The organism is Streptomyces sp. NPDC048659 (genome assembly GCF_040650575.1).
Taxonomy (GTDB): Bacteria; Actinomycetota; Actinomycetes; order Streptomycetales; family Streptomycetaceae; genus Streptomyces.
The window spans coordinates 14180-36519 of the sequence record NZ_JBEZHM010000052.1 but is presented as its reverse complement, the minus strand read 5'-3'; the positions used below and the strand labels follow the sequence as shown (position 1 = coordinate 36519).

The window sequence follows — 22340 nt, the reverse complement described above, 5'->3', positions numbered from 1 at the left end:
CGTCAGTTCCCGTACGCCTTGGCCGCCGCGTCCTCCAGGGCCGCCGCGGTGGCCTTCGGGTTCGACGGGTCGCGCAGGAAGTCCTGGAGGATCTTCCACTCGCCGGCGCCCTTGGTGCCGCCGAAGGCGGCGGGGGCCTGGTCGGACATGTCGAAGCGGACCGTGTCCCCGGCGTCGACGAGCGACTTGGCGGTGGCGCGGGCGGTGTCGTCGCCGTACGCCTCGGGCTTGACGTTCTTGTTCGGGGAGAGGAAGCCGCCCGCTCCGGCCCACACCTCGGCGGCCTCGGGGGTGGCGAGGAACTCCAGGAGCTTCATGCCGCCCGCGCCGTTCTTGGCGTCCTTGAGGACCACGGCGGCGTCGCCGCCGCTGACGACGGGCGGGGTGCCGGTGCCGACGGCGGGGAACGGGAAGAACTTGGCGTCGACACCGGGCTTCTTGCCGAACTCGTCCTTGGCGACGCCGCCGACGAAGTCGCCCTCGTAGACCATGCCGGCCTCGGGCTTGGGGCCGAAGACCTTCTCGACGGAGCCGGGGAAGTCGGTCTGGAGGGCGCCCTGGGCGCCGCCCGCGACGAGCTGCTTGTCCTTGAAGACCTCGGCGAGGGTGGTGAGGGCGGTGACGACGCTCGGGTCGGTCCACTTGAGCTTGTGCTGGGCGAGCTGGTCGTATTTCTCGGGGCCCGCCTGGGACAGGTAGACGTTCTCGAACCAGTCGGTGAGGGTCCAGCCGTCCTCGCCGGCGACGGCGAAGGCGGGGCGTCCGGAGTCGGCGAGGGCGCGGCCCGCGGCGAGGAGTTCGGCCCAGGTCTTGGGCTCGTTGACACCCGCCTGGCTGAGGGCGTCGGGGGCGTACCAGACGGTGGACTTGTGGGCGGCCTTGAAGTACAGCCCGTAGTAGGTGCCGTCGACGGTGCCGTAGTTCTTCCAGACGGGGGCGAGGCCCGCGGTGGCGGTGTCGGTGGCGGTCTTGGACAGCGGGCTGAGCCAGCCCGCCTTGGCGAACTGCTGGAGGACGCCGACCTGGGGGACGAGGACGACGTCGGGGGCGTTGCCGCCCTCGATCTTGCTCCCGACGAAGGTGGAGACGTTGTCGCCGGAGGGCACGAAGACGGTCTTGGCGCCGGTCTTGGCGCTGAAGGCGTCGAGGACCTTCTTGAAGTTCTTCTGCTCGCCGCCGGTCCAGACCCCGGCGACGGTGACGGTCTTGCCGCTGAGCTCGCCGCCGCCGCCCGCGGGCGCGGGGTCGCCGCCGCAGGCGGTGGCGGTGAGCGCGAGGGCGAGCACGCCGGAGGCGGCGGCGGTGGTACGGAGGGCGGTCGCTGCGGTTCGTCGCATGACGGTGCTTCCTTCCGGGGGAACGGGACGGGGCGGGGCAGGCGGTGGGTCGGGGTGCGGATCGGGGGGCTGGTCAGGGGGCGGACGTGTCGGTGGACCACCAGGCGGCGGTGCCGCCGGGGAGTTCGCCGTCGGGGCAGGGGCCGCTGGCGAGCAGCGGCGCGCCGGGCACGGGGGCGGGGACGGTCGCGTCGCCGAAGTTGACGGCGCAGACCAGGCCGTCGCCGCGGGCGAGGGCGAGGACCTGGGGCGGGGCGTCGAGCCAGCGCAGGGTGCCCTCGCCGAGCTGGGGCAGGCTGCGGCGCAGTTGCAGGCCCTCGCGGTAGAGGTGCCAGAAGGAGCGGGTGTCGGCGAGGGCGCGGTCGGTGGCGTACTCGGCGAACCACTCGGGCTGCGGGAGCCAGGTGCGGGCCCCGGCGGCGCCGCTGAAGCCGAACGGGGAGGCGTGGCCGGACCACGGGAGGGGGACGCGGCAGCCGTCCCTGATCCGGGCGCGGCTGCCGGTGCGGTGGTAGATGGGGTCGGTGAGGACGTCGTCGGGGAGGTCGAGCACCTCGGGCAGGCCGAGCTCCTCGCCCTGGTAGACGTAGGCGGCGCCGGGGAGGGCGAGCATGAGGAGGGCGGCGGCGCGGGCGCGGGCGGCGCCGGCGTGCTCGGTGCCGGGGCCGCCCGCGTAGCGGGTGACGGTGCGGACCTGGTCGTGGTTGTTGAGGACCCAGGTGACGGTGGAGCCGGTGCCGGCGATGTCGCGCAGGGCCTCGTCGATGGCGGCGCGGAAGGCGTCGGCGCCCCAGGGGGCGCCGAGCAGGTCGAAGAAGAACGCCTGGTGGAGCTCGTCGGGGCGTACGTAGAGGGCGTGTTCGCGCGCGTTGGGTACGGACACCTCGCCGACGAGGAGGCGTTCGGCGCCGTCGCGGGCGGTGTACTCCTCGCAGACGGCCCGCCAGCGCCGCCACACGTCGTGGACCTCGGGCTGGTTCCAGGCGAGCGGGTTGACGGAGTCGCGGGTGCGTTCGTCGGCGGCCGGGTCGTCGGAGTCGGGCAGCTCGGGGTGTTTGAACAGGCCGGCGGCGACGTCGATGCGGAAGCCGTCCACGCCGCGGTCCAGCCAGAAGCGGAGGACCTTCTCGAACTGCTCGCCGACGCGCGGGTCGCGCCAGTTGAGGTCGGGCTGTTCGGGGGTGAAGAGGTGGAGGTACCACTCGCCGGGGGTGCCGTCGGCCTCGGTGACGCGGGTCCAGGCAGGGCCGCCGAACATGGCGCGCCAGTTGTTCGGCGGCTCGGCGCCGTCGGGGCCTCGGCCGGGGGCGAAGTGGAAGCGGGAGCGGGCGCGGCTGCCGGGCCCGGCGGCGAGCGCCTCGCGGAACCAACGGTGCTCGCTGGAGTAGTGGTTGGGCACGATGTCGATGAGCAGCTTGAGGCCGAGCCGGTGGGCCTGGGCGACCAGGCGCTCGAATTCGGCGAGGTCGCCGTAAACGGGGTCCACGTCGCGGTAGTCGGCGACGTCGTAGCCGTGGTCGTGCTGCGGCGAGGGGTAGAAGGGGCTCAGCCAGATGCCGTCGACGCCGAGTTTCCTCAGGTAGGGCAGTCCGGCGCGGACACCCGCGAGGTCGCCGACGCCGTCCCCCGTGCTGTCGAGGAAGCTGCGGACGTAGACCTGGTAGATCACCGCGTCCCGCCACCAGGGGGTGTGCGTGCGGGTGCGGGGAGGGCAGCCGGCCTGGGCCGGAAGAGTGCTGAGCATCTCGCGTCGACCTGTCTGGAGTGAATGCGGGAGCGCCCGAACGGGAGCCTCTGCTATGCATTCATGTTAAGTAGGTGTGACGGCGGGGTGTCAACGATGCTGCCGAACTTGCCCGCCCCGTTGCCCTGTTGGGCGGAACGGGTGGGCGAAGGGGCAGCCGTTGTGACGCAACGGGCGCGTGGGGCTGGGGAGTCGGGGCCGGGGGCGGCTCGGGGGTCAGCGTCCGCCGGAGATCGCGGTCAGTTCGCGGGCCAGCCGCCGGACGCCGTCCTCGGGGGTCTCGCGCCGGGCCAGCACGTCCTGGCCGACGGCCTGGACGGCGAGGCTCACCTGCTCGTAGCGCGCGCTCTTGGGGCGTGGCACGGCCGCCAGCACGCTGCGGCGCAGGATCGGGAGGTAGGGGTGGGAGGCGACGAGCTCCGGGTCGTCGTACAGGGAGGCCCGCACCGGCGGCAGGGAGCCGCGGACGAGGACGTCCCGCTGGACCGGCTCGCTGGTCAGGTACGCGATGAAGTCGGCGGCGGTGGCGGCGTGCCGGGAGCGGGCGGACACGGCCAGGTTGGAGCCGCCGAGCACGCTGGTGCCGGGGCCGTCCAGCCCCGGCAGCGGCACGGCGCCGACGCGCCCGGCGACCCGGGAGCCGGGCCCGTTGGCGTCGGTGTACACGTACGGCCAGTTGCGCAGGAAGAGCAGCCGGCCCGCCTCGAACGCGGCCCGGGACGCCTCCTCGTCGTACCGCAGCGCCGCCTCGGGGATCCAGCCCTCGCGCAGCCCGTCGGCGAGGAAGGCGAGGCCCGCGCGGGCGGCGTCGGAGTCGACGCCGACGCGGGTGCCGTCGTCGCGCAGCACGGTGCCGCCCGCGGACTGGACGGCCTCGGTGACGTTCACCGTCAGCCCCTCGTAGGGCAGGAACTGGCCCGCGTACCCGTCCAGTCCGTGCCGGGGGGCGAGGGTGCGGGCCTGCCGGGCGAGCTCGGCCCAGGTCCGGGGCGGCCGCTCGCCGGCCGCCGCGAGCACGTCCGTGCGGTAGTAGAGCAGCCCGGCGTTGGTGACGTACGGGACGGCGTAGAGCCGCCCGTCGAAGGTGGCCGTGTCCACCACGGGCGGCAGCAGGGCGCCGAGTTCGAAGCGGCCCGGGTCCAGCGGGCGGATCAGGCCCGCGGCGGCGAACTCGGAGGTCCAGGCCACGTCGATGTTGAGGACGTCGAAGCGGCGGCTGCCGGAGCGCAGTTCGCTGAGCATCTGGGCGCGGGTCTCGTCCGCGGTGTCGGGCAGCTCGACCAGGGTGACCGGCTCGTCGCGGTGCGCCCGGTTCCACTCGGCCACCAGCGGGGCGAGGTAGCGGGTGAGGTCCCCGGCGGTGACGAAGGTGAGCGGGCCCCGCTCCCAGGCGGCCGGTCCGGGGCGGGGCGCGGCGCCGGAGCAGCCGGCCAGCAGCACCGCCGCCGCGAGGATCCCCCGCGCCATGGCCCGTATCCACCCCATGGGCTCCTCCTGGACGTGGTCCCGGACGTGAACGGGGACCATCGTGGCATAGGTCGGCCGGGGGGAATCGGTGATACTGGACCGCCGGACGGCCCCGTGGTCGGCCGGTGCGCCGGGCTCGGGTCCGGGCTACCGGAACGACACAGAAGGGGGAGCGTGTGCGGCAGCAGTTGCTGGCACTCCTCACCCGGGGCCCCGCCCACGGCTACGAGCTCAAGCAGGGCCTTGAACAGATGCTGGGCGCGGCCTACCCTCAGCCGAACGTCGGCCAGGTCTACGTGACGCTCGGGCGGCTGGAGAAGAGCGGTCTGATCGAGGGCGAGGACGTCGAGCAGACCGGCCGCCCCAACAAGCGGACGTACCGGCTGACGGAGGCGGGGCGGGCGGCCGTCACCGCCTGGTTCGAGGAGACCGCCGACGAGCCGAGGGTCCGCGACGAGTTCTTCATGAAGCTGGCGCTGGCCCCGCTCTCGGGTCTCGCCGACCCGATCGCCCTGATCCACCGGCAGCGGCGGCACCACCTGAACACGATGCGGACGCTGTCCCGGCTGGCCGCGGCGGAGGACCGCGACAACAAGATCGCCCGACTCCTGATCGAGGGGGCCATGCTGCACCTGCAGGCCGATCTCGACTGGCTGGAGCGCTGCCAGGAGGAACTGGAATGACCGGAGTTCCGGACGCGTCCCCCGCCGAGGGGACGATCGTGCACGCCGAGGGCCTGACCAAGACCCATCGCGGGGACAGCGCCCCCGTCCAGGCCGTGCGCGGGGTCGACCTGACCGTGCGTCCGGGCGAGTTCGTCGCCGTCACCGGGCCCTCCGGCGCCGGGAAGTCGACCCTGCTGCACCTGGTGGGCGGGCTCGAACGGCCGGACGGCGGGCGGCTGTGGCTGGGCGGGGAGCGGGTGGACGGCTACTCCGAGGCCCGCTGGGCGGTGCTGCGGCGGCGCCGGGTCGGCGTCGTCTTCCAGTTCTTCAACCTGGTCTCCGACCTCACCGTCGCCGACAACGTCGAGCTGCCCGCGCTGCTCGCCGGGGCCTCGCCCCGCGCCGCCCGCCGCGCGCGGGCCGAACTCCTGGAGGAGCTGGGCCTCTCGGCCCGGCACCGGGCGATGCCGGGCGAGCTGTCCGGCGGCGAGCAGCAGCGGGTGGCGCTCGCCCGCGCGCTGGTCAACGAGCCGGCGCTGCTGCTGGCCGACGAGCCGGCCGGCAGCCTCGACGGCAAGGGGACCCGGGACGTGCTGCGGCTGCTGTCCCGCTTCCACGGGCGGGGCCAGAGCATCCTGATGGTGACCCACGACGCCCGGATGGCGAGCGCCGCCGACCGCGTCATCAGCTTCTTCGACGGGCAGGTCACCGACGACGCGCGGCTCGGCGCCGCCGGGCCCGCCGCCCGGCCCGGGGTGTCCGGCGTGCTCGAACTGCGAGACTGAGGCGGTACGCCGTGCGGGCCATTCTGCGCTGGGCGCACTCCGGCCTGCGGGCCCGTCGGGGCGAGGCGCTGTTCGCGGTCCTCGCGAGCGCCGGGGTGATCGCCTCGCTGCTGCTGTCCGGGGCGCTCCTCGGCTACGCGGTGAACCCCTGGCAGCGGGTCTTCAACCAGTCCCAGGGCGCCCACGTCTGGCTGCACACCCGGGGCGGCCTGGACGCCTCGGCGCTGGCCTCGCTGGACGAGGTCGCGGCGCTCTCCGGGCCGTTCCGCACCGCCGACGCGACCGTCGCGGCGGGCGGCGCGCGGGCCCGGGTCACGCTGCGCGGCGCCGGGGCCCGCCCGCCGGAGGTGGCCCGGCCGCTGCTCACCGGGGGCGGCTGGCTCGCGGCGGGCGGCGAGGGGGTGGAGGACGCCCGGGACGGCGGCGGCAAGGGCGGGGTCGGCTCCGGCGGCGACGGCGAGGTCGTGCTGGAGAGCGGGCTCGCGCGGGCCCTGTGGGCCGGTCCCGGCGACCGGGTGACCGTCACCGGCGCGGCCGGGACGCCGCTGACGCTGCGGGTCGCGGGGGTCGCGGAGACCGCCGAGCCGCGCTACCGGGCCGGTCAGGACCCGGGCCTCGGCTGGGTGCTGCCGGGGACGCTGGACCGGCTGGGTCCGGCCGGGCAGAGCGTGGGGCTGCGGCTCAAGGACCCGGACGACACCGAGTACGTGGTGCAGCGGGCCGTGACGCTGCTGGGCGCCGCGCGGGTGGACCGGGTGACGAACTGGCAGGAGGCCAGGGCCGCCGCCGGAGACGCCGACCGGCTGCTCGGGCAGATGTTCGCCGCCTTCGGGGTCGCGGCGCTCGGCGCGGCGGCGGTCGCCGTCTCGGGCGCGGTCGGCGCGCGGGTCCGGGGCCAGCTGCGGGACATCGCGGTCCTCAAGGCCGTCGGCTTCACACCGGGGCAGGTGATCAGGGGCTTCCTCGTCCAGCACCTGGGCTTCGCGGTGCTCGGCGCCGGGCTCGGCACCGCGGCGACGCTGACGCTCGGCCGCTGGATCCCGGGCCGGATCGGGGAGGCGGTGGTCCTGTGGCCGCAACTGCCCGGCCACCGGGCGGTCGTCGTCGGCCTGCCCGTCGCCGCCGTGCTGCTGATCGGCGCCGCCACCGGGCTCGCCGCCTGGCGCGCCGGGCGGGTGCCGCCGGTGCCCGGCGCCCGGTCGGCGCTGCCCGCCGCGCACCCGCTGACCCGCCTGGGCCGCCGCGCCATCGGGCTGCGCCTCTCCCCCGCGCTGGTCCTCGGCTGGCGCTCGGCGTTCACCGGGCGCGGCCCGGGGCTGCTGTCGATCGCGCGGCTCGCGCTGCCGGTGGCGCTGATGACGGTGGCGCTGGTGGCCTGGACGACCCTCGACCGGTTCGGCGGCGATCCCGCCGCGATGGGCCGCGCCGCCGCCCTCACCGTACGGGCCGAGCAGCCGGGACCGGGCGACGATCCGGCGCTGGAGCGCGCCCTGGCGGCGGTGCCGGGCGTCCAGGACGCCTATCCGGGCGCGGAGTTCGCGGCGCTGGCGCCGGGCCAGACCGGCACGATCACGCTGCGCGGGCTGGGCGGGGCGGCCCGCCCCTATCCGCACACCGTGGTGGCGGGGCGCGCCCCGAGCGGCCCGGACGAGGCGGTCGCCGGGCAGGGGCTGCTCGACCTGCTGGGGGTGCGGGTCGGCGAGTGGGTCCGGCTGACGGTCGAGGGCCGCCCGCAGATCCTGCACATCGTGGGGCGCAGCCTGGAGCCCGACCAGAACGGGCGGGTGATCTCCACGGGCCTGGACGTGCTGCGCGACGGCGATCCGGCGCTGCGGGCGCAGTTCCACGCGCTGGTGCTGCGGCCGGGGGCCGATCCCGGGCGGGTCGCGGCGGCGGTGCCGAGGGCGGCGGGCGCGGCGCTGGAGGTGCGCCAGACGCCGACACCGGCGGACCGGCTCGACGCCCCGCGCGGGGTGGTGGCCGCGCTCATCGCGGTGCTGGCCTTCATCGCCCTGGTCGAGCTGCTCACCCTGATCGGCACGGGGGTACGGGCCCGGGCGCGCGACCTTCTGGCGCTGCGGGCGATCGGGCTGACCCCGCGCCAGATCGGGGCGGTGATCGTCACGGCGGCGGCGCTCGGCGCCCTGGTCGCCGCGCTGCTCGGCACGGCGGCGGGGGCGCTGCTGGGCCGGTGGCTGGTGGACCGGGAGGGCCGGGCCGGCGGCATCGGCGCGGGCATCGCGCAGGTCCCCTCGCCCGCGCTGCTGGCGGCGCTGGTGGCCGCGGTGACGGCGGTCGGCGCGGTGGCGGCGCTGGCCCCGGCCGCGCGCACGGCCCGCCGGCGGCTCATCGACTCGGCGCACGAGCTCCTGTAGGGACCGGGTGCCCGGGGTCGATCGGGGACCCGGGGGCTGTCCCGGCGGTCGTCCGCGCGGACATCGGCAGGAGTAGTTATCCGTTAGGTAGGTGAGACCGCCCTCCCGCGCCCTCCCCGCGTGCGCCCGCCCTCCGTCACTCCTCGGAGAGCAGCTCCCACACCCTGAGGTGGGGGCGCCCGTCCCGGCGGGCGCCCCCGCCGTCCGCGTACACCTCGTGCCGGTAGACGGGGCCCACGGCCGGGACGGGGGTGTGCGCGGTGGTGCGGACCCGGCAGGCGTCGAAGACGAAGAGCGGCCGGTGGAAGACGGCGACGAGCGCGCGCAGCGGCAGCCGTACGGCGTCGAGCGCGGCCGGCGGGGGCGGCGTGTCCGGCGGGGCGCCGGGCGGGCCGACGGTGTAGAGGCGCTCGCGGGCCTGCGCGGCCAGCTCCGTCATCTCGACGAACGACCACTGGTCGGCGACCTCGCAGTGCCCCCGGTGCAGCGAGGTGCGCCAGTCCCGGGCGAGCACGGCGGGGGTGGCGTCCGCGCCGAACGGGTCGGGGCGCAGGTCCGGGGAGCGGAGCCCGGCGGCGGGCCCGAGGCCGTCGGCGCTCAGCAGGCTCCGCAGCTCCGGCGGCAGGGTGCCGGGGAGCGCGGACATGCTCGCGGCGTCCTGGAGTTCCAGGATCCGCGCGATCAGCCGGGCGCGGACGGCCTCCCTCCCCGTGTGCCGTCCCGCGCCCGGCCCTTCGCCGTCCCGGCCCGGGCAGCCGCCCTCGTCTCCCGGCCCGTCCCGCCAGCCCCGCCCGCCCGGGGCCGCGCAGCTCAGCTCGACGGCCGCGAAGCCGCCGCAGTCGCTGAAGGTGACCGAGGTGCGGGCGGTGAGCCGGGGGCGATCGGTGTAGTCGGCGAAGACGGGGTCGGGGGCCCGGTAGTCGATCCGGAGGCTCTGGACGGCCAGCGCCCGGTGGTGGGCGTGCAGGAGCCTCGGGAAGGGGACCAGGTGGGCCTCCATCCAGCGGGCGAAGCCGTTGAAGGCGAGGTCCAGCACGGCCCGGGGGCGTAACTGCCGGGGGCTGAACTGGGTGGTGCGCACGGGGTCGGTGAAGGTGATCGGGCGCGGCACCTCAGCCCCCCGCCACGGCGGTGAGCACCTCGACGCGGTCCCCGGCGGCGAGCGGCTGGTCCGGGGACGGGTCGGGGAGCCGCAGGTCGTTGAGGAAGAGCTGGTGGGTGCGGCGGATCCCGCCCGCCGCGTCCAGCATCAGTTCGGCGGCGCGCGGATGGAGCCGGGCCAGCTCGGCCATCGCGTGCCCGAGGGTCGCCGCGTCGAGGTCGACGGTCCGCCGGTAGTCCACGTACTGGAGCATGAACCCGCTGAACACCAGCCTCATCCCGCGCCTCCCGGGGTGTGCGCCGCGTGGACGCCGAGGTTGATCTCCAGGTGCTCCTGGGTGCCGGAGCCCGCGACGAGGCCGTGGAACTCCCGTACCGCCATCGCGAAGTGCGGGTCCCCGTAGTAGGCGTGGCCGCCGAGCACCCGGAACGCCTCCTCGACCAGGGCCAGCGCGGCGGCCGTGACCTGGTGCTTCGCGGTGGCGACGACCGGGTCGAAGCCGGGCTGGAGGCGCCCGCTCTCGATGTGGCGCAGCGCGTGCCCGGTCACCGCGTGGGCGGTGACCACGCCCATCGACATCCGGCCGAGGGCGGCCTGGACGTTGGGCAGGTCGATGAGCAGGCGGCCGTGCCGCTCCGTCACGCGCAGCCGCTCCACGGCCCGGTCCAGGAGGGTCCGCATCTGGCCGGCGACGGTGCAGGCGATGTCGATGCGCCGGGTGTTGAGGAAGCGCTGGGCGTGGCTCAGCCCGTCCACCGGCGCGACGATCCGGTCGGCGGCGATCGGCACGTCGGCCATCAGCAGCCGCGCCGAAGCCCCGGTCGCGAAGCCGAGGCCGGTCACCGGCTCGACGCGCACCCCCGGGTCCCCGGCGTCGACGAGACACGCCACCAGGTCGCCGCCGGGCGCCGCCGCGTAGACCAGGAAGACGTCGGCCGTCAGTCCCCCGCCGACGAACTCCTTGCGCCCGTCAAGGCGGAAGCCCGCGCCGTCGGGCCTGATCCGGGTGCGCATCGAGAAGAGGTCGGCGTCCTCGGAGAAGGCCAGCGCCGGTACGCACGCGCCCGCGACGATCGGCCGCACCCACCGCTCGTCCAGCCCGTCGTCCCCGGCGGCGGCCAGGACGCCCGCGATGCCCGCCTGGACGCCGACCAGCATGGGGAAGACCGGGTCGGCGCACAGCCGGCCGAGCTCCTGCTGGGTGCGGCCCCAGGCGCCGGGGCCCGCCCCGCCGCCGCCGACCCGGGGCGGCAGCGCGTAGCCGGTCAGGCCCTCCTCGGCCGCGCGCCGGAACGCCTCCCGGGGCAGCGCGGTCCCTTCGGCGTACCGTCGCGGCGCGTCCTTCCCCACGTCGTCGAGGAGTCCGCCCCAGCGGCGGCGCGCCTCCGCCGCCGCGTCCTCGTACCCGCGTCCCTCGCCTGTCACCAACGCTGCGGTCACCGCGCTCCTGCCCACACCTCACGACTGTCCGAACGCCCCCGACCCTGCCCCGCGCGCGTCTCGGCATGCGGACGGCGGTGCCCCGTCACCACAACGGATGACGGGAGAACGGGCGGTCTACGCGCGTCCGTTGCCGTGTTTGCATATCGGAAAGCACCAGCCGGAACCGGCCCGCTTGGATCTATGACCACAACCCGCCGGTAGGGGGCGAAAAACCGTCTGGACACGGGAGAGAATCCCGGACGCACTGTCCAAAAGAGCAAGAGGAAATCCCGTGCGACCACGACTCCCCGGCCTCGCCGCCTCCCTGGCCGCGTTCGGACTGCTGGGCTCCCTCGTCACCGGCTGCGGTACGGAGGGGAGCTCGGGGACGACGGTCCGGCTGGTCGTCCCCGAATACGGCGACGGCCCGGCGACCTCCTCCAAGGCGTACTGGGACAAGCTGGCCGCCGCCTTCACCGCCGCGCACCCGGGCAAGACCGTCGAGGTGACGCTGCTGCCCTGGGCGGACGTCGACCGCGAGGTCACCCGCATGGTCGACGAGGACCGGGCCCCGGACGTGGCCCTGATGGGCGCCTACTCCGACTTCGCCGCGCAGGGGCGCCTGTACTCCGCCGACGAGGTGCTGTCGATCCGCGCCGAGGCCAACTTCCTGGCCCCGCTGAAGGAGGCGGGCACGGTCGACTACACCCTCTACGGCCTGCCCTTCGTCGCCAGCAGCCGGCTGCTCTTCTACAACAAGGACCTGTTCCACAAGGCCGGGGCCGAGCCGCCCCGCACCTGGTCGGAGCTGAAGACCGCCGCCAAGGCGCTGAAGCGGGAGGGCGTGAGCTACCCGTACGCCCTGCCGCTCGGCCCGGAGGAGGCGCACGCGGAGGCGCTGATCTGGGAGCTGAGCAACGGCGGCGGCTACACGGACAACACCGGCGCCTACAGCATCGCGTCCGCGCAGAACACCCAGACCTTCCGCTGGATCCGGGACAACCTCGTCGCCCCCGGCCTCACCGGCCCCGTCGCGCCCGCCCGGCTCAACCGGCAGGACGCCTTCGCCGCGTTCCTGCGCGGCGAGGTCGGCATGGTCAACGGCTACCCGTCCCTGCTCCACCAGGCCGAGGCCAAGGGGATGAAGGTCGGCACCCTGACCATGCCGGTCGCCGACGCGCTGCGCGGCAAGGAGGCCCCGCCCTCGGCGGGTGTCGCCGACTGGATGATGGCCTTCAAGCACGACGGCAACCGCGAACTGGTCGGCAGCTTCCTGGACTTCGTCTACGAGGACAAGAACCTCAACGAGTTCGCCGGGCGCTACCACCTGCTCCCCTCCACCGTCTCCGCGACCCAGACCTCCCGCGACGCCGCGTCGGACCCCGACGCCGAGCAGTTCCTCACCGCGCTGCGCACCGCCAGCCTCTACCCGGTCAACGACCCCTCGTGGCTGAGCGTCAGCGACACCATCAAGCGGAACATAGGCAAGGCCGTCGACCCCGCCGCCGACCCGAAGCAGGTCCTGGAGGGCATCGCCCAGAAGGTCCGGGACACCACGCAGGAGGACTGACCGGCCGCGTTGCCGGGAGGAGCAGGGGCGGTCAGCGGGCCAGCGCGTACAGGTAGCCGTCCGTCGCGGCGACGTACACCGCGTCGGCGCCGACCGCCACCGAGCCGGTCGCCCCGCCCGCCTCGAAGTGCCAGCGCTCCGTGCCCGTCGCCGCGTCGACGGCGTGCACGAAGCGCGTGCCCCGGTTCTTCTCCCGGTACTCGGCCTTGTCCGGCAGGCTCTGGTAGGCGAGGCTGCCCAGGTAGAGGGTCCCGCCGTCGAGTACGGGGCTGGAGCCGCCGTAGAGCGCGTACTGTCCCCAGCTCGCGAACCGCTCGCCGTACCGGACGGGGAAGCGCCAGCGCACCGAACCCGTCCACGGGTCCCGGGCGGTGAGCTGCCCGTCCACGGTCGTCGTGTACAGCACCCCGCCCGCCAGCGTGAACGGCTGGAGGTCGGTGGCCGCCTCCATGGAGACCGACGGCTGGGACCAGCGGTTCTCGCGGGTCGCCAGGTCCACGGCGGTGATCTTGCTCAGGTAGTGGCTGTAGAAGCACTGGGAGTCCACGGCCAGGAAGTCGCTCGGGTTCGACACGTCGCGCCACCGCTCGCGCCCGGTGCGCCGGTCCACCACGCTCACGTCGTTACTGGTATCGCTGTAGGTGCCGACGCACACCAGGCCGTCGCTCACCGCCGGGCCGCTGTTGGTGCCGTCCGGCGGCGCGTACCCCCAGCGCTTGCGGCCCGTCGCCACGTCGAGGGCGACCAGGGGCGCGCCCGGGTGCGACGCGTACACGATGCCGTCCCGCACCAGCGGAGCGAACGCGCGCAGGGCGAGGGTGTCGGTCCCCAGCCGGTACGCCCACTTCTTCACGCCCCGGCGCACGTCGACGCCCCGCAGATACCCGTCCTCGTCCTCGACGCACAGGACATCCGAGTCCACCGCCGTACCGCGCAGCTGCTGGGTGAAGAGCGCCGAGTGGGCCAGCGTCCACACCCGCTCCCCCGACGTCCGCGCGTAGCCGCGCAGCACGCCGTCCAGGTTCAGCACCAGCACCTCGCCGACGAGCAGCACATCGGACGCCTCCCCGGCGACCGGGATCTTCGCCCGCCACAGCACCGAGCCCGGCGTCGGCGGGGCCTTCGGTTTCGGGGGGCTCGCCGCGGTCGTCGTCGGCGGGGCCGTCGGGGTGGCCGAGGTGGAGGCGGAGGCGGACGGGGCGGACGGTGTCCCCGTGGTGGAGGGCGGCGGCGCGGCGGCCGGACCGGTGCCGCCCGCTTCGCCTTCGCCGCCGAGGAGCAGCCGCCGTACGCCGAGCCCCGCCCCGCCCAGGCCCGCCGTGCCGACGGCGGCGCCGACGAGGAGCGTGCGCCGGGAGATCCGGCGCAGCAGCGGGACGGGCTTCGGGGCGAGTCCGGCGAGTGCCCGGTCCGCCGCCGCGGTCGTGGCCCGGGCGCTCGGGTGCGCCTGGTTGCGGGCCACGACGATCAGCCCGCCCGCGTTCCTGTTGCGCTGCTGCGGCAGGGGGCGCCCCTTGGCGGCGAGCCGCGCGTGGACCTCCCGGTAGACGGTGTGCATGTCGAGGAGTTCGGGCCCGTCGGGCACGCCGGCGGCGAGGACGCCGATCAGCTCGCCGGTGAACGCGGTGTACCGCTCGCCGGGGAAGGAGAGCGCCTTGCGGGTCTCCGCCGTGGACGTGAGCAGGCAGGTGCCGTCGATCAGCGTCTGCGCGGCGACGTGGTCCCCGGCGCCCATCTCGCCGATCAGCGCGCGCCCGCTGTAGCAGCAGTCGAGGATGACGATCTTGCGGCGGGCCGTGACGGCCGGGTCGAGCACCGCCCTGCGCACGTACTCGTACCGCAGGGCGCCGTCCGGGCGGCCCTGTTCGGAGCCGGGCAGCGCCAGGTACAGCTCGTCCGTGTAAGGGTCGACCAGGCCGTGGCCCGCGTAGTACACGAGCAGCGTGTCCAGGGCCTCCGGCGCCTGCGCGTGCAGGGCGTCGAGGGCCTGCCCGGCGTTCTCCGGCTGGGCGAGCACGGTGCAGTGCGATTCCGGCAGGCCCCAGACGGAGGGGTGCCGCAGGGCGGCGGCGAGTCCGGTGAGGTTCCCCGCCACGGCGGGCAGGCCGGGGAGCCGCCGGTAGGTGTGGGTCCCGATCAGGACCGCGCGCGAGGCCCTCGGGTCCGGCAGGGACGCGCGCACGGCTACGGCTGCCGCGCCGGACGGTCCCCGGACGGGGCGGGCGGCTCGGGCGGCTGGGCCGCTCCCGTCGCGCCGCCCAGCGCCGTGACGATTCTGCGTACGTTCTCGGCGTCGGCCGCGTCCCCGGTCAGCTCCACGGCGGTGCCGTCGCGTTCGATGCGGACGGACGGGGGCGTGGGCCGCGAGTCGCGCCAGGCCAGCACGGCGACCACCAGGCTGCCGAGGGCCAGGGCGTTGCTGACGACCGCGCTGACCGACTCGAAGTCCGCGCCCATGTCGCCGTCCCGCAGCGGCGCGGCGGACAGGGTGACCCGGGTCTCGCGGACGACCTCCCGGTCCTGCGCGATCCAGCGGTGCAGCGAGGTCAGCTCGCGCCCCGGGCCCGCCACGACCACACGAAACTCCACCGTGCCTCCCCCGCCCCACCCGACCCCGTGGTCCCGGAGCCGCCCGCATCCTAACCTCAACATCCTTACGCCGAACGGCCGTTCACCGAATCCCGCCGGTCACGCGGGCCCCGGTCGGCGCGCGTATGTGAAGAGGTGCTGTTCCGGGGTGGCGAGGGGGCCGTCCGGGGTGAAGACGGAGAGGGCGTGGTGGAGGACCTCCAGGCCGCACTCCTCGCGCTGGAGGCGCAGGTACTCCTCGGGGGCGAAGCTGGAGACGCGGACCGGGTGGCCCATCCAGACGATGGCGGCGTCCGCCACGTCCGCGGGCACGGTCGCCGTCACCAGGTGGCCGCCCGGCGCGAGCCAGCCCGCCATGCGCTTCAGGACGTCCGTCGCCTCGGCCCGGGTCATCATCAGCAGCGGGAAGAACGCGCAGACCGCGTCGTAGCCGCCCGCCGGCGCCTCGAAGGTCCGCGCGTCGGCCTGGACGAAGCGGGCCCCGGGGACCTGGGCGCGCGCGAGGGCGACCATCTCGCCGGAGACGTCGATGCCGGTCACCTCGCAGCCCGCGCGGGCCAGCAGCTCGGCCACCGGGCGGCCGGTGCCGCTGCCGACGTCGAGGACGCGGGCGCCGGGGCGCAGGCGGGCGGTGAGCCACTCGACCGCCGCCCGCTGGGCCGGCAGCCGGCCGAAGGCGTGCTCGTAGGCGATGCCCAGCCCGTCGAACAGCTCCGCCGCCGTCTCCGGCGGTCCCTCCGTACCGTTCTCGTCCGCCATGCCTGTGCCCTCCGGTCGTCGCGCGCGTGCGTACGTACACCGCTCTACCCCGGCCCGGCCGTCCGGCAACGCCCGGGAATCCCGGCGGTCCGGGACACCCGGCCCATGCGGGCGGGACACCGGGCGCGCGACCGTGGTCCGGGCGGGGGAAGGGCCCCCGCGCGGTGGAACGGGGGACGGCATGGCCGGTACGGGGGAAGAGGGGCGCGCGTGGGGGTGGGGCGGGATCGTGACCGCCCTCGCGGGGGCCGGGGTGGTCGTCGCGGCGGGGCCGCTGTGGCCCTTCCAGGAGGCCGATGTCGCGGACAACGCGGCGATGGTGGCCCGGTTCGACGGCTCGACCATGTGGTGGGCGTTCGTGACCCAGCTGTCGTTCACGGTGGCGGCCTTCGGGTCGGTGCTGTTCGGGGCGGGGCTCAAGCGGCGGCTGGAGCGGCAGTGCCCGGTGGGGAGCCTGGTGCCGAGGGCGGCGTTCCTGGGGATGGTGCTGACGGGGGCGATGAGCCTGGCGGGGTGCGGGATGGGCACCGAGGCGTTCCATCTGATCCGCAAGCGGGCCGCGAGCGACCCGGACACGGTGATGGCGGCGGTCGGGCAGCTCGGCACGTACGGCTGGCTGTGGTCGGGGCTGCTGCTGACGGCGGCGGCGCTGGTGGTGGCGGCGTTCCGGCAGGGGGCGGTGGCGCGCTGGATCGGGGTGCTGAGCGCGGTCTTCGGGCTGCTGCTGGCGGTGACGCAGCTGACGCCGTTCCAGTACATGGCGCTGTTCGTCGGGGTGCCGTATCTCTTCGTCCTCGGCGCCGCTTTCGCCTGGGGTCGGCGCGTCCCCGCCTGACCCTGTGACAGGGGCCGGGCGCCTTGGGATCCTTCCCCCATGGGGGACGGGGACGGGGAGGGGTGGGGGACGTGGGCGACGCGGCGGACGCGGACGATTCTGCGGACAGGGGCGGGGAGAGCGTGCCGGAGGGGCGCGGCGGCGGGCATCGGAGGGTGGCCGCCGCCGTCCTCGTGACGGCCTGGGGGCTCGCGCTCGCCGGGATCGCCCTCGCGGTGGCGGCGGGCGCGCCCTGGGACAGCGACCAGGGCTTCTTCCTCGTCGACACCGCCGACGCGCTGGTGTACGGGCTGGTGGCCGCCGTGGTGCTGAGCCGGCGGCTGCACCCGGTGGGCTGGCTCGTCGCGCTGACGGCGCTCGGCACGGGAGTCTCGGCCGTCGTCGCCCAGCTCGGCGAACTGGCCATGGGCGGGGCGCCGGACGGGCCGCCGCCGCCCTGGCTCGTGCTCCAGGGGACGGCGTGGGTGCCGGGCACCCTGGCGCTGATGCTGGTGGTGCCGTACCTGCTGGCCGGGGAGCGCCCGTCGCGGGGCGGGCGTGCCGCCGTCGGCGCGGGGGTCGCGGTGATCGCCGCCTCCCTCGCCGTACGGCTGCTGGATCCGTGGCCGTGGCCGGAGGCGGACCTGTCCTTCTCGCCGCTCGGGGTGCGCGGCGAGGCGTGGGCGCGACTCGCGGAGCCGCTGGCGTGGTGGCTGCAACTGGCGGTCGTGGTGCTGGGGTTCGGCGGGGCGGGGTACGCGGCGTGGACGCGGTGGCGGGACCGGGAGGCCCGGGGGCTCGGCTGGCTGGCGATCGGCGTGGCGCTGATCTCGGCGACGTTCGTGCCGCTGCTGGCCTGGCCGGAGGGCGAACCGGGGCGTGCCGTCGCGCTGTTCACGCCGCTCGCGCATCTCGCCTCGCAGGCGTTCTTCCCGGCGGCGATCCTGGTGACGGTGTTGCGCAGGCGTCTGTTCGGCATCGATCTGGCGGTCAGCCGGACCCTGGTGTGGACGCTGCTGACGGGGCTGCTGGTGGCCGGGCACCTGGCCTCGGTGGCGCTGCTGGGCCTGCTGCTGCCCGGCGAGGGCACGGTGGCGCGGGTGCTGGCGACGGCGGGCACGGCGGCGGCGATCCAGCCGGTGCGCGGCTGGTTGCAGCGGCGGGTGGACCGGCTGGTGTACGGGGAGGCCCCGGCGCCCGCACTGACCCGGGTCGGGCGGCATCTGGGCAGCGCCGGTCCGCCGGAGGAGGCGCTGGCCGGGATGGCGGAGTCGATCGCGGGCTCCTTCCGGCTGGGCGCGGTGCGGATCCTCGGCCCGGGCGCGACCGGGCGGTCCCCGGACGACGTGGCGGTGCCGCTGTCGGTGCGGGGCGAGCCCGCGGGGGTGCTGCTGGTGACCCCGCGGCCCGGGGAGCGGCTGGACCGGCGGGCGCGGGCGGCGCTGGACGAGGTGGCGCCGGTGGTCGCGACGGCGGTGCGGCTGGCGGCGGTGACGCGGGCGCTGCGGGAGTCGCGCGGGCGGCTCGCGGCGGCCCGGGACGACGAACGCCGTTTGCTGCGGCGGGAGTTGCACGACGAGATCGGCCCGGCGCTGGCGGGTGTGGGGCTGGGCCTGGCGGCGGTGCGCAATCTGCTGCCGCCGGGGGCGGAGCGGGCGGACGAGCTGCTGGCCCGGCTGCGGGAGGAGGTGGACGCGCGGGTGGAGGAGGTCCGGGTGCTCGCGCGCGGCCTGGTGCCGCCGGTGCTGGCGGAGCTGGGCCTGGTGGCGGCGCTGCGGGAGCTGGTGATGCGCTACGAGGCGGACGGCCTGACGGTGCTGGTGCGGGCGGCGGGCGGGGCGGGCGACCGTACGCCGCCGGAGGTGGCGGGCGCGGTGTACGCGATCGTCGCGGAGGCGATCCGCAATGTGGCCCGGCATGCGCGGGCAGGGCTGTGCGTGGTCGAACTCGGCGTGTCCGAGGGGCTGTTGAAGGTGGCGGTGCAGGACGACGGGGCGGGGATGGCCGCGGGGGCCCGGCAGGGGGTGGGGACGGTGTCGATCCGGGAGCGGGCCGAGGGCGTCGGCGGCACGGCGCTCTGGTCTCCGGGCGAGGGCGGACGGGGCACCCGCCTGGAGCTGAGGCTGCCGTGCTGAGGGTGCTGGTGGTGGACGACCATCCGGTGTTCCGGCTGGGGATGTCGGCGCTGCTGGGCTCGCTGGCGGGGATCGAGGTGGTGGGCGAGGCGGCCTCGGTCGCGGCGGCGGTGGCGGCGGCCGGGGCGCTGGTCCCGGACGTGGTGGTGATGGACCTGCACCTGGGCGAGGCGGCCGCGTCGGGGGTGGACGCGACGCGGGAGATCCTGCGGATCCTGCCGGGGGCGGGGGTGCTGGTGGTGACGATGCTGGACGACGACGACTCGGTGTTCGCGTCGATGCGGGCCGGGGCGCGCGGCTACCTCCTGAAGGGCGCCGCGGCGGCGGAGATCGAGCGGGCGGTGCGGGCGGTCGCCAACGGGGAGGTGATCCTGGGGCCCGCGGTGGCCGGGCGGGCGGTGGCGTACCTGACGGGCCGCGCGGAGGCGGCGGGCGGGCCGGTGCCGCTGCCCGAGCTGACCTCGCGGGAGCGGGAGGTGCTGGACCTGGTGGCGCGCGGGCTGGACAACCTGGCCGTGTCGCGGCGCCTGACGCTGAGTCCGAAGACGGTGCGCAACCACCTGTCCAACATCCTGGCGAAGCTCCAGGCGGCGACCCGCGCGGAGGCCATCGTGCGGGCCCGCCGCTCGGGGCTGGGCGGCGGGCCGTGACCGGCGCGCGGGGGCCGCGCACGGGGCCGCCGCCCGAAGGCCGCCGCTTACGCGCAGGGCCGCCGCGTACGCGCAGAGGCGCCGCGTACGCGCAGGGCCGCCCCGCACGCGCAGGGGCGCCGCCCGGAGACCTCCCGGACGGCGCCCCCGGCACCGCTCACTTCCTCGCCGGCTACTTCTTGGCGAAGCCGTAGTCGAGCAGCTTCTTCACGTCGGCCGCCCGGTTGGTCTCGTTGGGTGCGCCGAGCACCGCGCCGACGACCGTCTTGTTGCCGCGGGTGGCGGCGAAGACCAGGCAGTACTTGGCCTGCGGGCCGGAGCCGGTCTTCAGGCCGATCGCGCCGCTGTAGGTGCTCAGCAGCTTGTTCGTGTTGGTCCACGCCATGTTCCGGTAGCCACCGTTCTTGGTGGTCACCCGCTGGGTCGTGGACTTCGTCTTGACGACGGTGCGGAAGGTGGCGTCCTTCATCGCGCTGCTCGCCAGCTTCGTCAGGTCGCGCGGGGTCGAGTAGTTCGTCCCGTTGCTGATCCCGTCGAAGGAGTCGAAGCGGGTGTTCGTCATGCCCAGCTTGCGCGCCTCGTCGTTCATCTTGCCGATGAAGGACTTGACGCGCGCGGCACGGGTGGTGCCGGTGCCGAACTTGTCCGCCAGCGCGTACGCGGCGTCGCACCCCGACGGCAGCATCAGGCCGTAGAGGAGCTGCCGGACCGTCACCTTGTCGCCGACGATGAGCCGGGCCGAGGAGGCGCCCTTGGCGACGATGTAGTCGCTGTACGCCTTGTCGATCGTGACCTTCGCGTCGAGGTTGAGGCCGCGCTGGGCCAGCACCACCTTCGCGGTCATGATCTTCGTGGTGGAGCCGGTCGAGCGGCGGGTGTCCGCGGCCTTCCCGTAGAGCGCGGCGCCCGTCCCGTTGTTCATCACGAAGCCGCCCGGGGCGGTGATGGACGGGGCGGGCGGCGTCGCGGCGTGCGCCTGGCCGGCGAACAGGCCGCCGGTCAGCACGGCCGACGCGGTGACCGCGACGGTCATGGCACGACGCACGCCCAAAGTGGTAGATATCAAAATGTTCTGCCCTTGGTAGAAGTCGGTCTCGCGCGAGACCCACGCGGACCTCGCGCACACAAGATGCATGAAGGGATCGCATGGATGCGCTGCGGGGGACGTGACCTGCCTCACCCGCCCGTTTTCCGGCGGAACGTGCGGACCGAGCACAATCCGGGCGGCGTTGGCCGCACCGACATCTCACGGCCGCGACCCGGACACCGGCCGTCCCTAGCCTCACAGCGCCTGGGGACCCGGGTGCGCCCGCGGACCGGTGGGGAAGGTCCGCGCGCGGTCGACGGAATGCCCGAGGAGGCATCGCACATGCGCAGAGGTACGAGGACCCTGTTGGTGCTCGGAGTGACGGGGGCGGTGACGGCCGCAGCCGCCGTGACCGCGAGCTCGGCGCCGCGGCACGAGGACCGGCACCCGGAGATCCGCAACGTCGTCTACCTGCTCGGCGACGGCATGGGCCGCACCCATGTCACCGCCGCCCGCGAGCGGTACTACGGGGCGGCGGGCCGGCTGAACATGGAGCGGCTGCCGGAGTACGGCGCCGTCTCCACGTACGCCGTCGAGAAGGGCACCGACCGGCCGGCGCTGGTCACCGACTCGGCGAGCTCCGCCACCGCCTGGTCGTCGGGTGTCAAGACGTACAACGCCGCGCTCGGCGTCGACGCGTACGAGAAGCGGGTCGCGACCCTGATGGAGCAGGCCCACCGGGCGGGCTTCGCCACCGGCAACGTCTCCACCGCCGAGATCACCGACGCCACCCCGGCCGCCCAGTTCAGCCACGCGCTGCTGCGCGGCTGCCAGGGCCCGGTCTACTCGGACGCGGCCTGCCTGCCCAAGAAGGCCGACGGCACGTACGAGGACAGGCCCGCCGACCCGACCCTGATCACCCCGATCGCCGAGCAGATCGCCCGCAACGGCACCGCCGACGTCATCCTCGGCGGCGGCCTGGCCCGCTTCGAGCCGGACGACCAGCGGGCGCTGCGGGCCCAGGGCTACCAGGTCCTCGGCAGCTTCGGCGACCCGGCGCTGCCCGCGCAGACCGCCGCCAGCCAGCGGGTCGCCACCCGCGCCGACCTCGCCGGTGTCACACGCGGCAAGGTCGTCGGCCTGTTCAACCGCGGCAATCTGACGGTGGAGCAGGCGAAGGCGGGCCTGCCGGCCGACGCGCCGCAGCGCCAGGAGCCGACGCTGGCCGAGATGACGCGGAAGTCGCTGTCCCTGCTCGACGGGCGGTCGAAGAAGGGCTTCCTGCTCCAGGTCGAGGGCGCCCAGATCGACAAGCGCTCGCACGCCAACGACGCGGCGCAGACGCTCGCCGAGATCAAGGCGTTCGACGACGCCGTGAAGGCGGCCGTCGACTTCGCCCGGAAGGACGGGCACACCCTGGTGGTCGTGACGGCCGACCACGAGTGCGCGGGCTTCAACATCGTCGAGAAGGGCTCGTACACCAACGCCGAGGCCCTCGCCCCGCCGGCCAACACCGACGCGGGCAACCCGGCGAACGACTCGCGGCCGTCGCGCGCCGCCTCCGGCGCCAAGGACCCGGCCCGCTCCACCGGCCCCGTCAACGGCACCGGCGCGGCCGACCCGAGGAACTTCGCCCCGGCCACCTTCCGCACCCCGGACGACCCGGCCGGTGTCCAGGACGGCAGCCCCGAGGCGAGCCTGTGGCTGTCGTACCTGTCCGGCAACCACACCGGCGCCGACGTGCCGATCTACGCCTACGGCCCGGGCGGGCGGCAGTTCGCCACCAGCCAGGACAACGTCGAGCTGTACGGCAAGATGTACCGCTCGCTCTTCGGCACCGCGCCCCGCGGCCGCTGACCCCGACCGCCCGCGCGGGGGGCCGGAGCCGCCTCCGGCCCC

General features: G+C 75.3%; 18 protein-coding genes. 8 read left to right on the top strand and 10 right to left on the bottom strand.

What is annotated here, in order from left to right; all coding sequences use genetic code 11:
• Nucleotides 1-2: 2 nt before the first annotated feature.
• From AB0C99_RS30810 to AB0C99_RS30800, 3 genes are all read right to left on the bottom strand, one after another.
• The gene (locus tag AB0C99_RS30810; RefSeq protein ID WP_362482053.1) at nt 3-1337 is read right to left on the bottom strand and encodes an ABC transporter substrate-binding protein; all 1335 of its coding nucleotides are present in this window, start codon (nt 1335-1337) and stop codon (nt 3-5) included.
• A gap of 73 nt (nt 1338-1410) precedes the next feature.
• Nucleotides 1411-3081, bottom strand: coding sequence for a glycoside hydrolase family 13 protein (locus AB0C99_RS30805; RefSeq protein WP_362482050.1), 1671 nt, complete (start codon nt 3079-3081; stop codon nt 1411-1413).
• 216 nt (nt 3082-3297) lie between these two features.
• Nucleotides 3298-4566 (bottom strand): ABC transporter substrate-binding protein, encoded by a 1269-nt coding sequence (locus AB0C99_RS30800; protein WP_362482047.1) that lies wholly within the window; start codon nt 4564-4566, stop codon nt 3298-3300.
• A 158-nt stretch (nt 4567-4724) separates the two neighbouring features.
• Here AB0C99_RS30800 and AB0C99_RS30795 point away from each other — a divergent pair, with 158 nt between their 5' ends.
• Genes AB0C99_RS30795 through AB0C99_RS30785 form a run of 3 tightly spaced genes read left to right on the top strand, consistent with a single transcriptional unit; the run spans nt 4725 to nt 8373 of the window.
• Nucleotides 4725-5231 carry a PadR family transcriptional regulator gene (locus AB0C99_RS30795; RefSeq protein ID WP_362482044.1) on the top strand — a complete coding sequence of 169 codons (507 nt, stop codon included), beginning with the start codon at nt 4725-4727 and terminating at the stop codon, nt 5229-5231.
• The gene (locus AB0C99_RS30790) at nt 5228-5998 is read left to right on the top strand and encodes an ABC transporter ATP-binding protein (RefSeq protein WP_362482041.1); all 771 of its coding nucleotides are present in this window, start codon (nt 5228-5230) and stop codon (nt 5996-5998) included. The genes AB0C99_RS30795 and AB0C99_RS30790 overlap by 4 nt, the downstream gene beginning before the upstream one ends.
• Nucleotides 5999-6009: 11 nt before the next feature.
• Nucleotides 6010-8373: an FtsX-like permease family protein gene (locus AB0C99_RS30785; protein WP_362482038.1), complete on the top strand. Its 2364-nt coding sequence runs from the start codon at nt 6010-6012 to the stop codon at nt 8371-8373.
• 136 nt (nt 8374-8509) lie between these two features.
• On the opposite strand, the gene AB0C99_RS30780 is transcribed toward AB0C99_RS30785, so the two are convergent.
• The 3 genes from AB0C99_RS30780 to AB0C99_RS30770 are packed head-to-tail and all read right to left on the bottom strand — an operon-like array spanning nt 8510 to nt 10915.
• On the bottom strand, nt 8510-9484 hold the full coding sequence (locus tag AB0C99_RS30780) for a hypothetical protein (RefSeq protein WP_362482035.1): 975 nt from the start codon (nt 9482-9484) through the stop codon (nt 8510-8512).
• 1 nt (nt 9485) lies between these two features.
• Nucleotides 9486-9752: a MoaD/ThiS family protein gene (locus AB0C99_RS30775; protein ID WP_362482032.1), complete on the bottom strand. Its 267-nt coding sequence runs from the start codon at nt 9750-9752 to the stop codon at nt 9486-9488.
• A complete protein-coding gene (locus tag AB0C99_RS30770) occupies nt 9749-10915 on the bottom strand; it encodes an acyl-CoA dehydrogenase family protein (protein ID WP_362482030.1) in 1167 nt (388 codons plus the stop codon). The genes AB0C99_RS30775 and AB0C99_RS30770 overlap by 4 nt, the downstream gene beginning before the upstream one ends.
• A gap of 274 nt (nt 10916-11189) precedes the next feature.
• On the opposite strand from AB0C99_RS30770, the gene AB0C99_RS30765 reads away from it, so the two are divergent.
• Nucleotides 11190-12467 (top strand): extracellular solute-binding protein, encoded by a 1278-nt coding sequence (locus AB0C99_RS30765; protein WP_362482027.1) that lies wholly within the window; start codon nt 11190-11192, stop codon nt 12465-12467.
• A gap of 31 nt (nt 12468-12498) precedes the next feature.
• Here the strand turns inward: AB0C99_RS30765 and AB0C99_RS30760 are convergent, their stop codons facing one another.
• From AB0C99_RS30760 to AB0C99_RS30750, 3 genes are all read right to left on the bottom strand, one after another.
• Nucleotides 12499-14649, bottom strand: coding sequence for a PQQ-binding-like beta-propeller repeat protein (locus tag AB0C99_RS30760; RefSeq protein WP_362482024.1), 2151 nt, complete (start codon nt 14647-14649; stop codon nt 12499-12501).
• Nucleotides 14650-14651: 2 nt separating this feature from the next.
• Nucleotides 14652-15056, bottom strand: a complete 405-nt coding sequence (locus tag AB0C99_RS30755; protein WP_362482021.1) for a hypothetical protein — start codon at nt 15054-15056, stop codon at nt 14652-14654.
• Nucleotides 15057-15155: 99 nt separating this feature from the next.
• On the bottom strand, nt 15156-15815 hold the full coding sequence (locus AB0C99_RS30750; protein ID WP_362482018.1) for a class I SAM-dependent methyltransferase: 660 nt from the start codon (nt 15813-15815) through the stop codon (nt 15156-15158).
• Between the two features lie 229 nt (nt 15816-16044).
• Between AB0C99_RS30750 and AB0C99_RS30745 the strand changes: the two genes are divergently transcribed.
• From AB0C99_RS30745 to AB0C99_RS30735, 3 genes are all read left to right on the top strand, one after another.
• Nucleotides 16045-16650 (top strand): hypothetical protein, encoded by a 606-nt coding sequence (locus AB0C99_RS30745; RefSeq protein WP_362482015.1) that lies wholly within the window; start codon nt 16045-16047, stop codon nt 16648-16650.
• A gap of 122 nt (nt 16651-16772) precedes the next feature.
• The gene (locus AB0C99_RS30740; protein WP_362482012.1) at nt 16773-18764 is read left to right on the top strand and encodes a histidine kinase; all 1992 of its coding nucleotides are present in this window, start codon (nt 16773-16775) and stop codon (nt 18762-18764) included.
• The gene (locus AB0C99_RS30735; protein WP_362482009.1) at nt 18758-19414 is read left to right on the top strand and encodes a response regulator transcription factor; all 657 of its coding nucleotides are present in this window, start codon (nt 18758-18760) and stop codon (nt 19412-19414) included. The genes AB0C99_RS30740 and AB0C99_RS30735 overlap by 7 nt, the downstream gene beginning before the upstream one ends.
• Before the next feature lie 172 nt (nt 19415-19586).
• Here AB0C99_RS30735 and AB0C99_RS30730 read toward each other — a convergent pair whose 3' ends face one another.
• On the bottom strand, nt 19587-20447 hold the full coding sequence (locus AB0C99_RS30730) for a D-alanyl-D-alanine carboxypeptidase (RefSeq protein ID WP_362482120.1): 861 nt from the start codon (nt 20445-20447) through the stop codon (nt 19587-19589).
• A gap of 336 nt (nt 20448-20783) precedes the next feature.
• Here AB0C99_RS30730 and AB0C99_RS30725 point away from each other — a divergent pair, with 336 nt between their 5' ends.
• The gene (locus tag AB0C99_RS30725) at nt 20784-22298 is read left to right on the top strand and encodes an alkaline phosphatase (protein ID WP_362482006.1); all 1515 of its coding nucleotides are present in this window, start codon (nt 20784-20786) and stop codon (nt 22296-22298) included.
• Nucleotides 22299-22340: the final 42 nt, after the last annotated feature.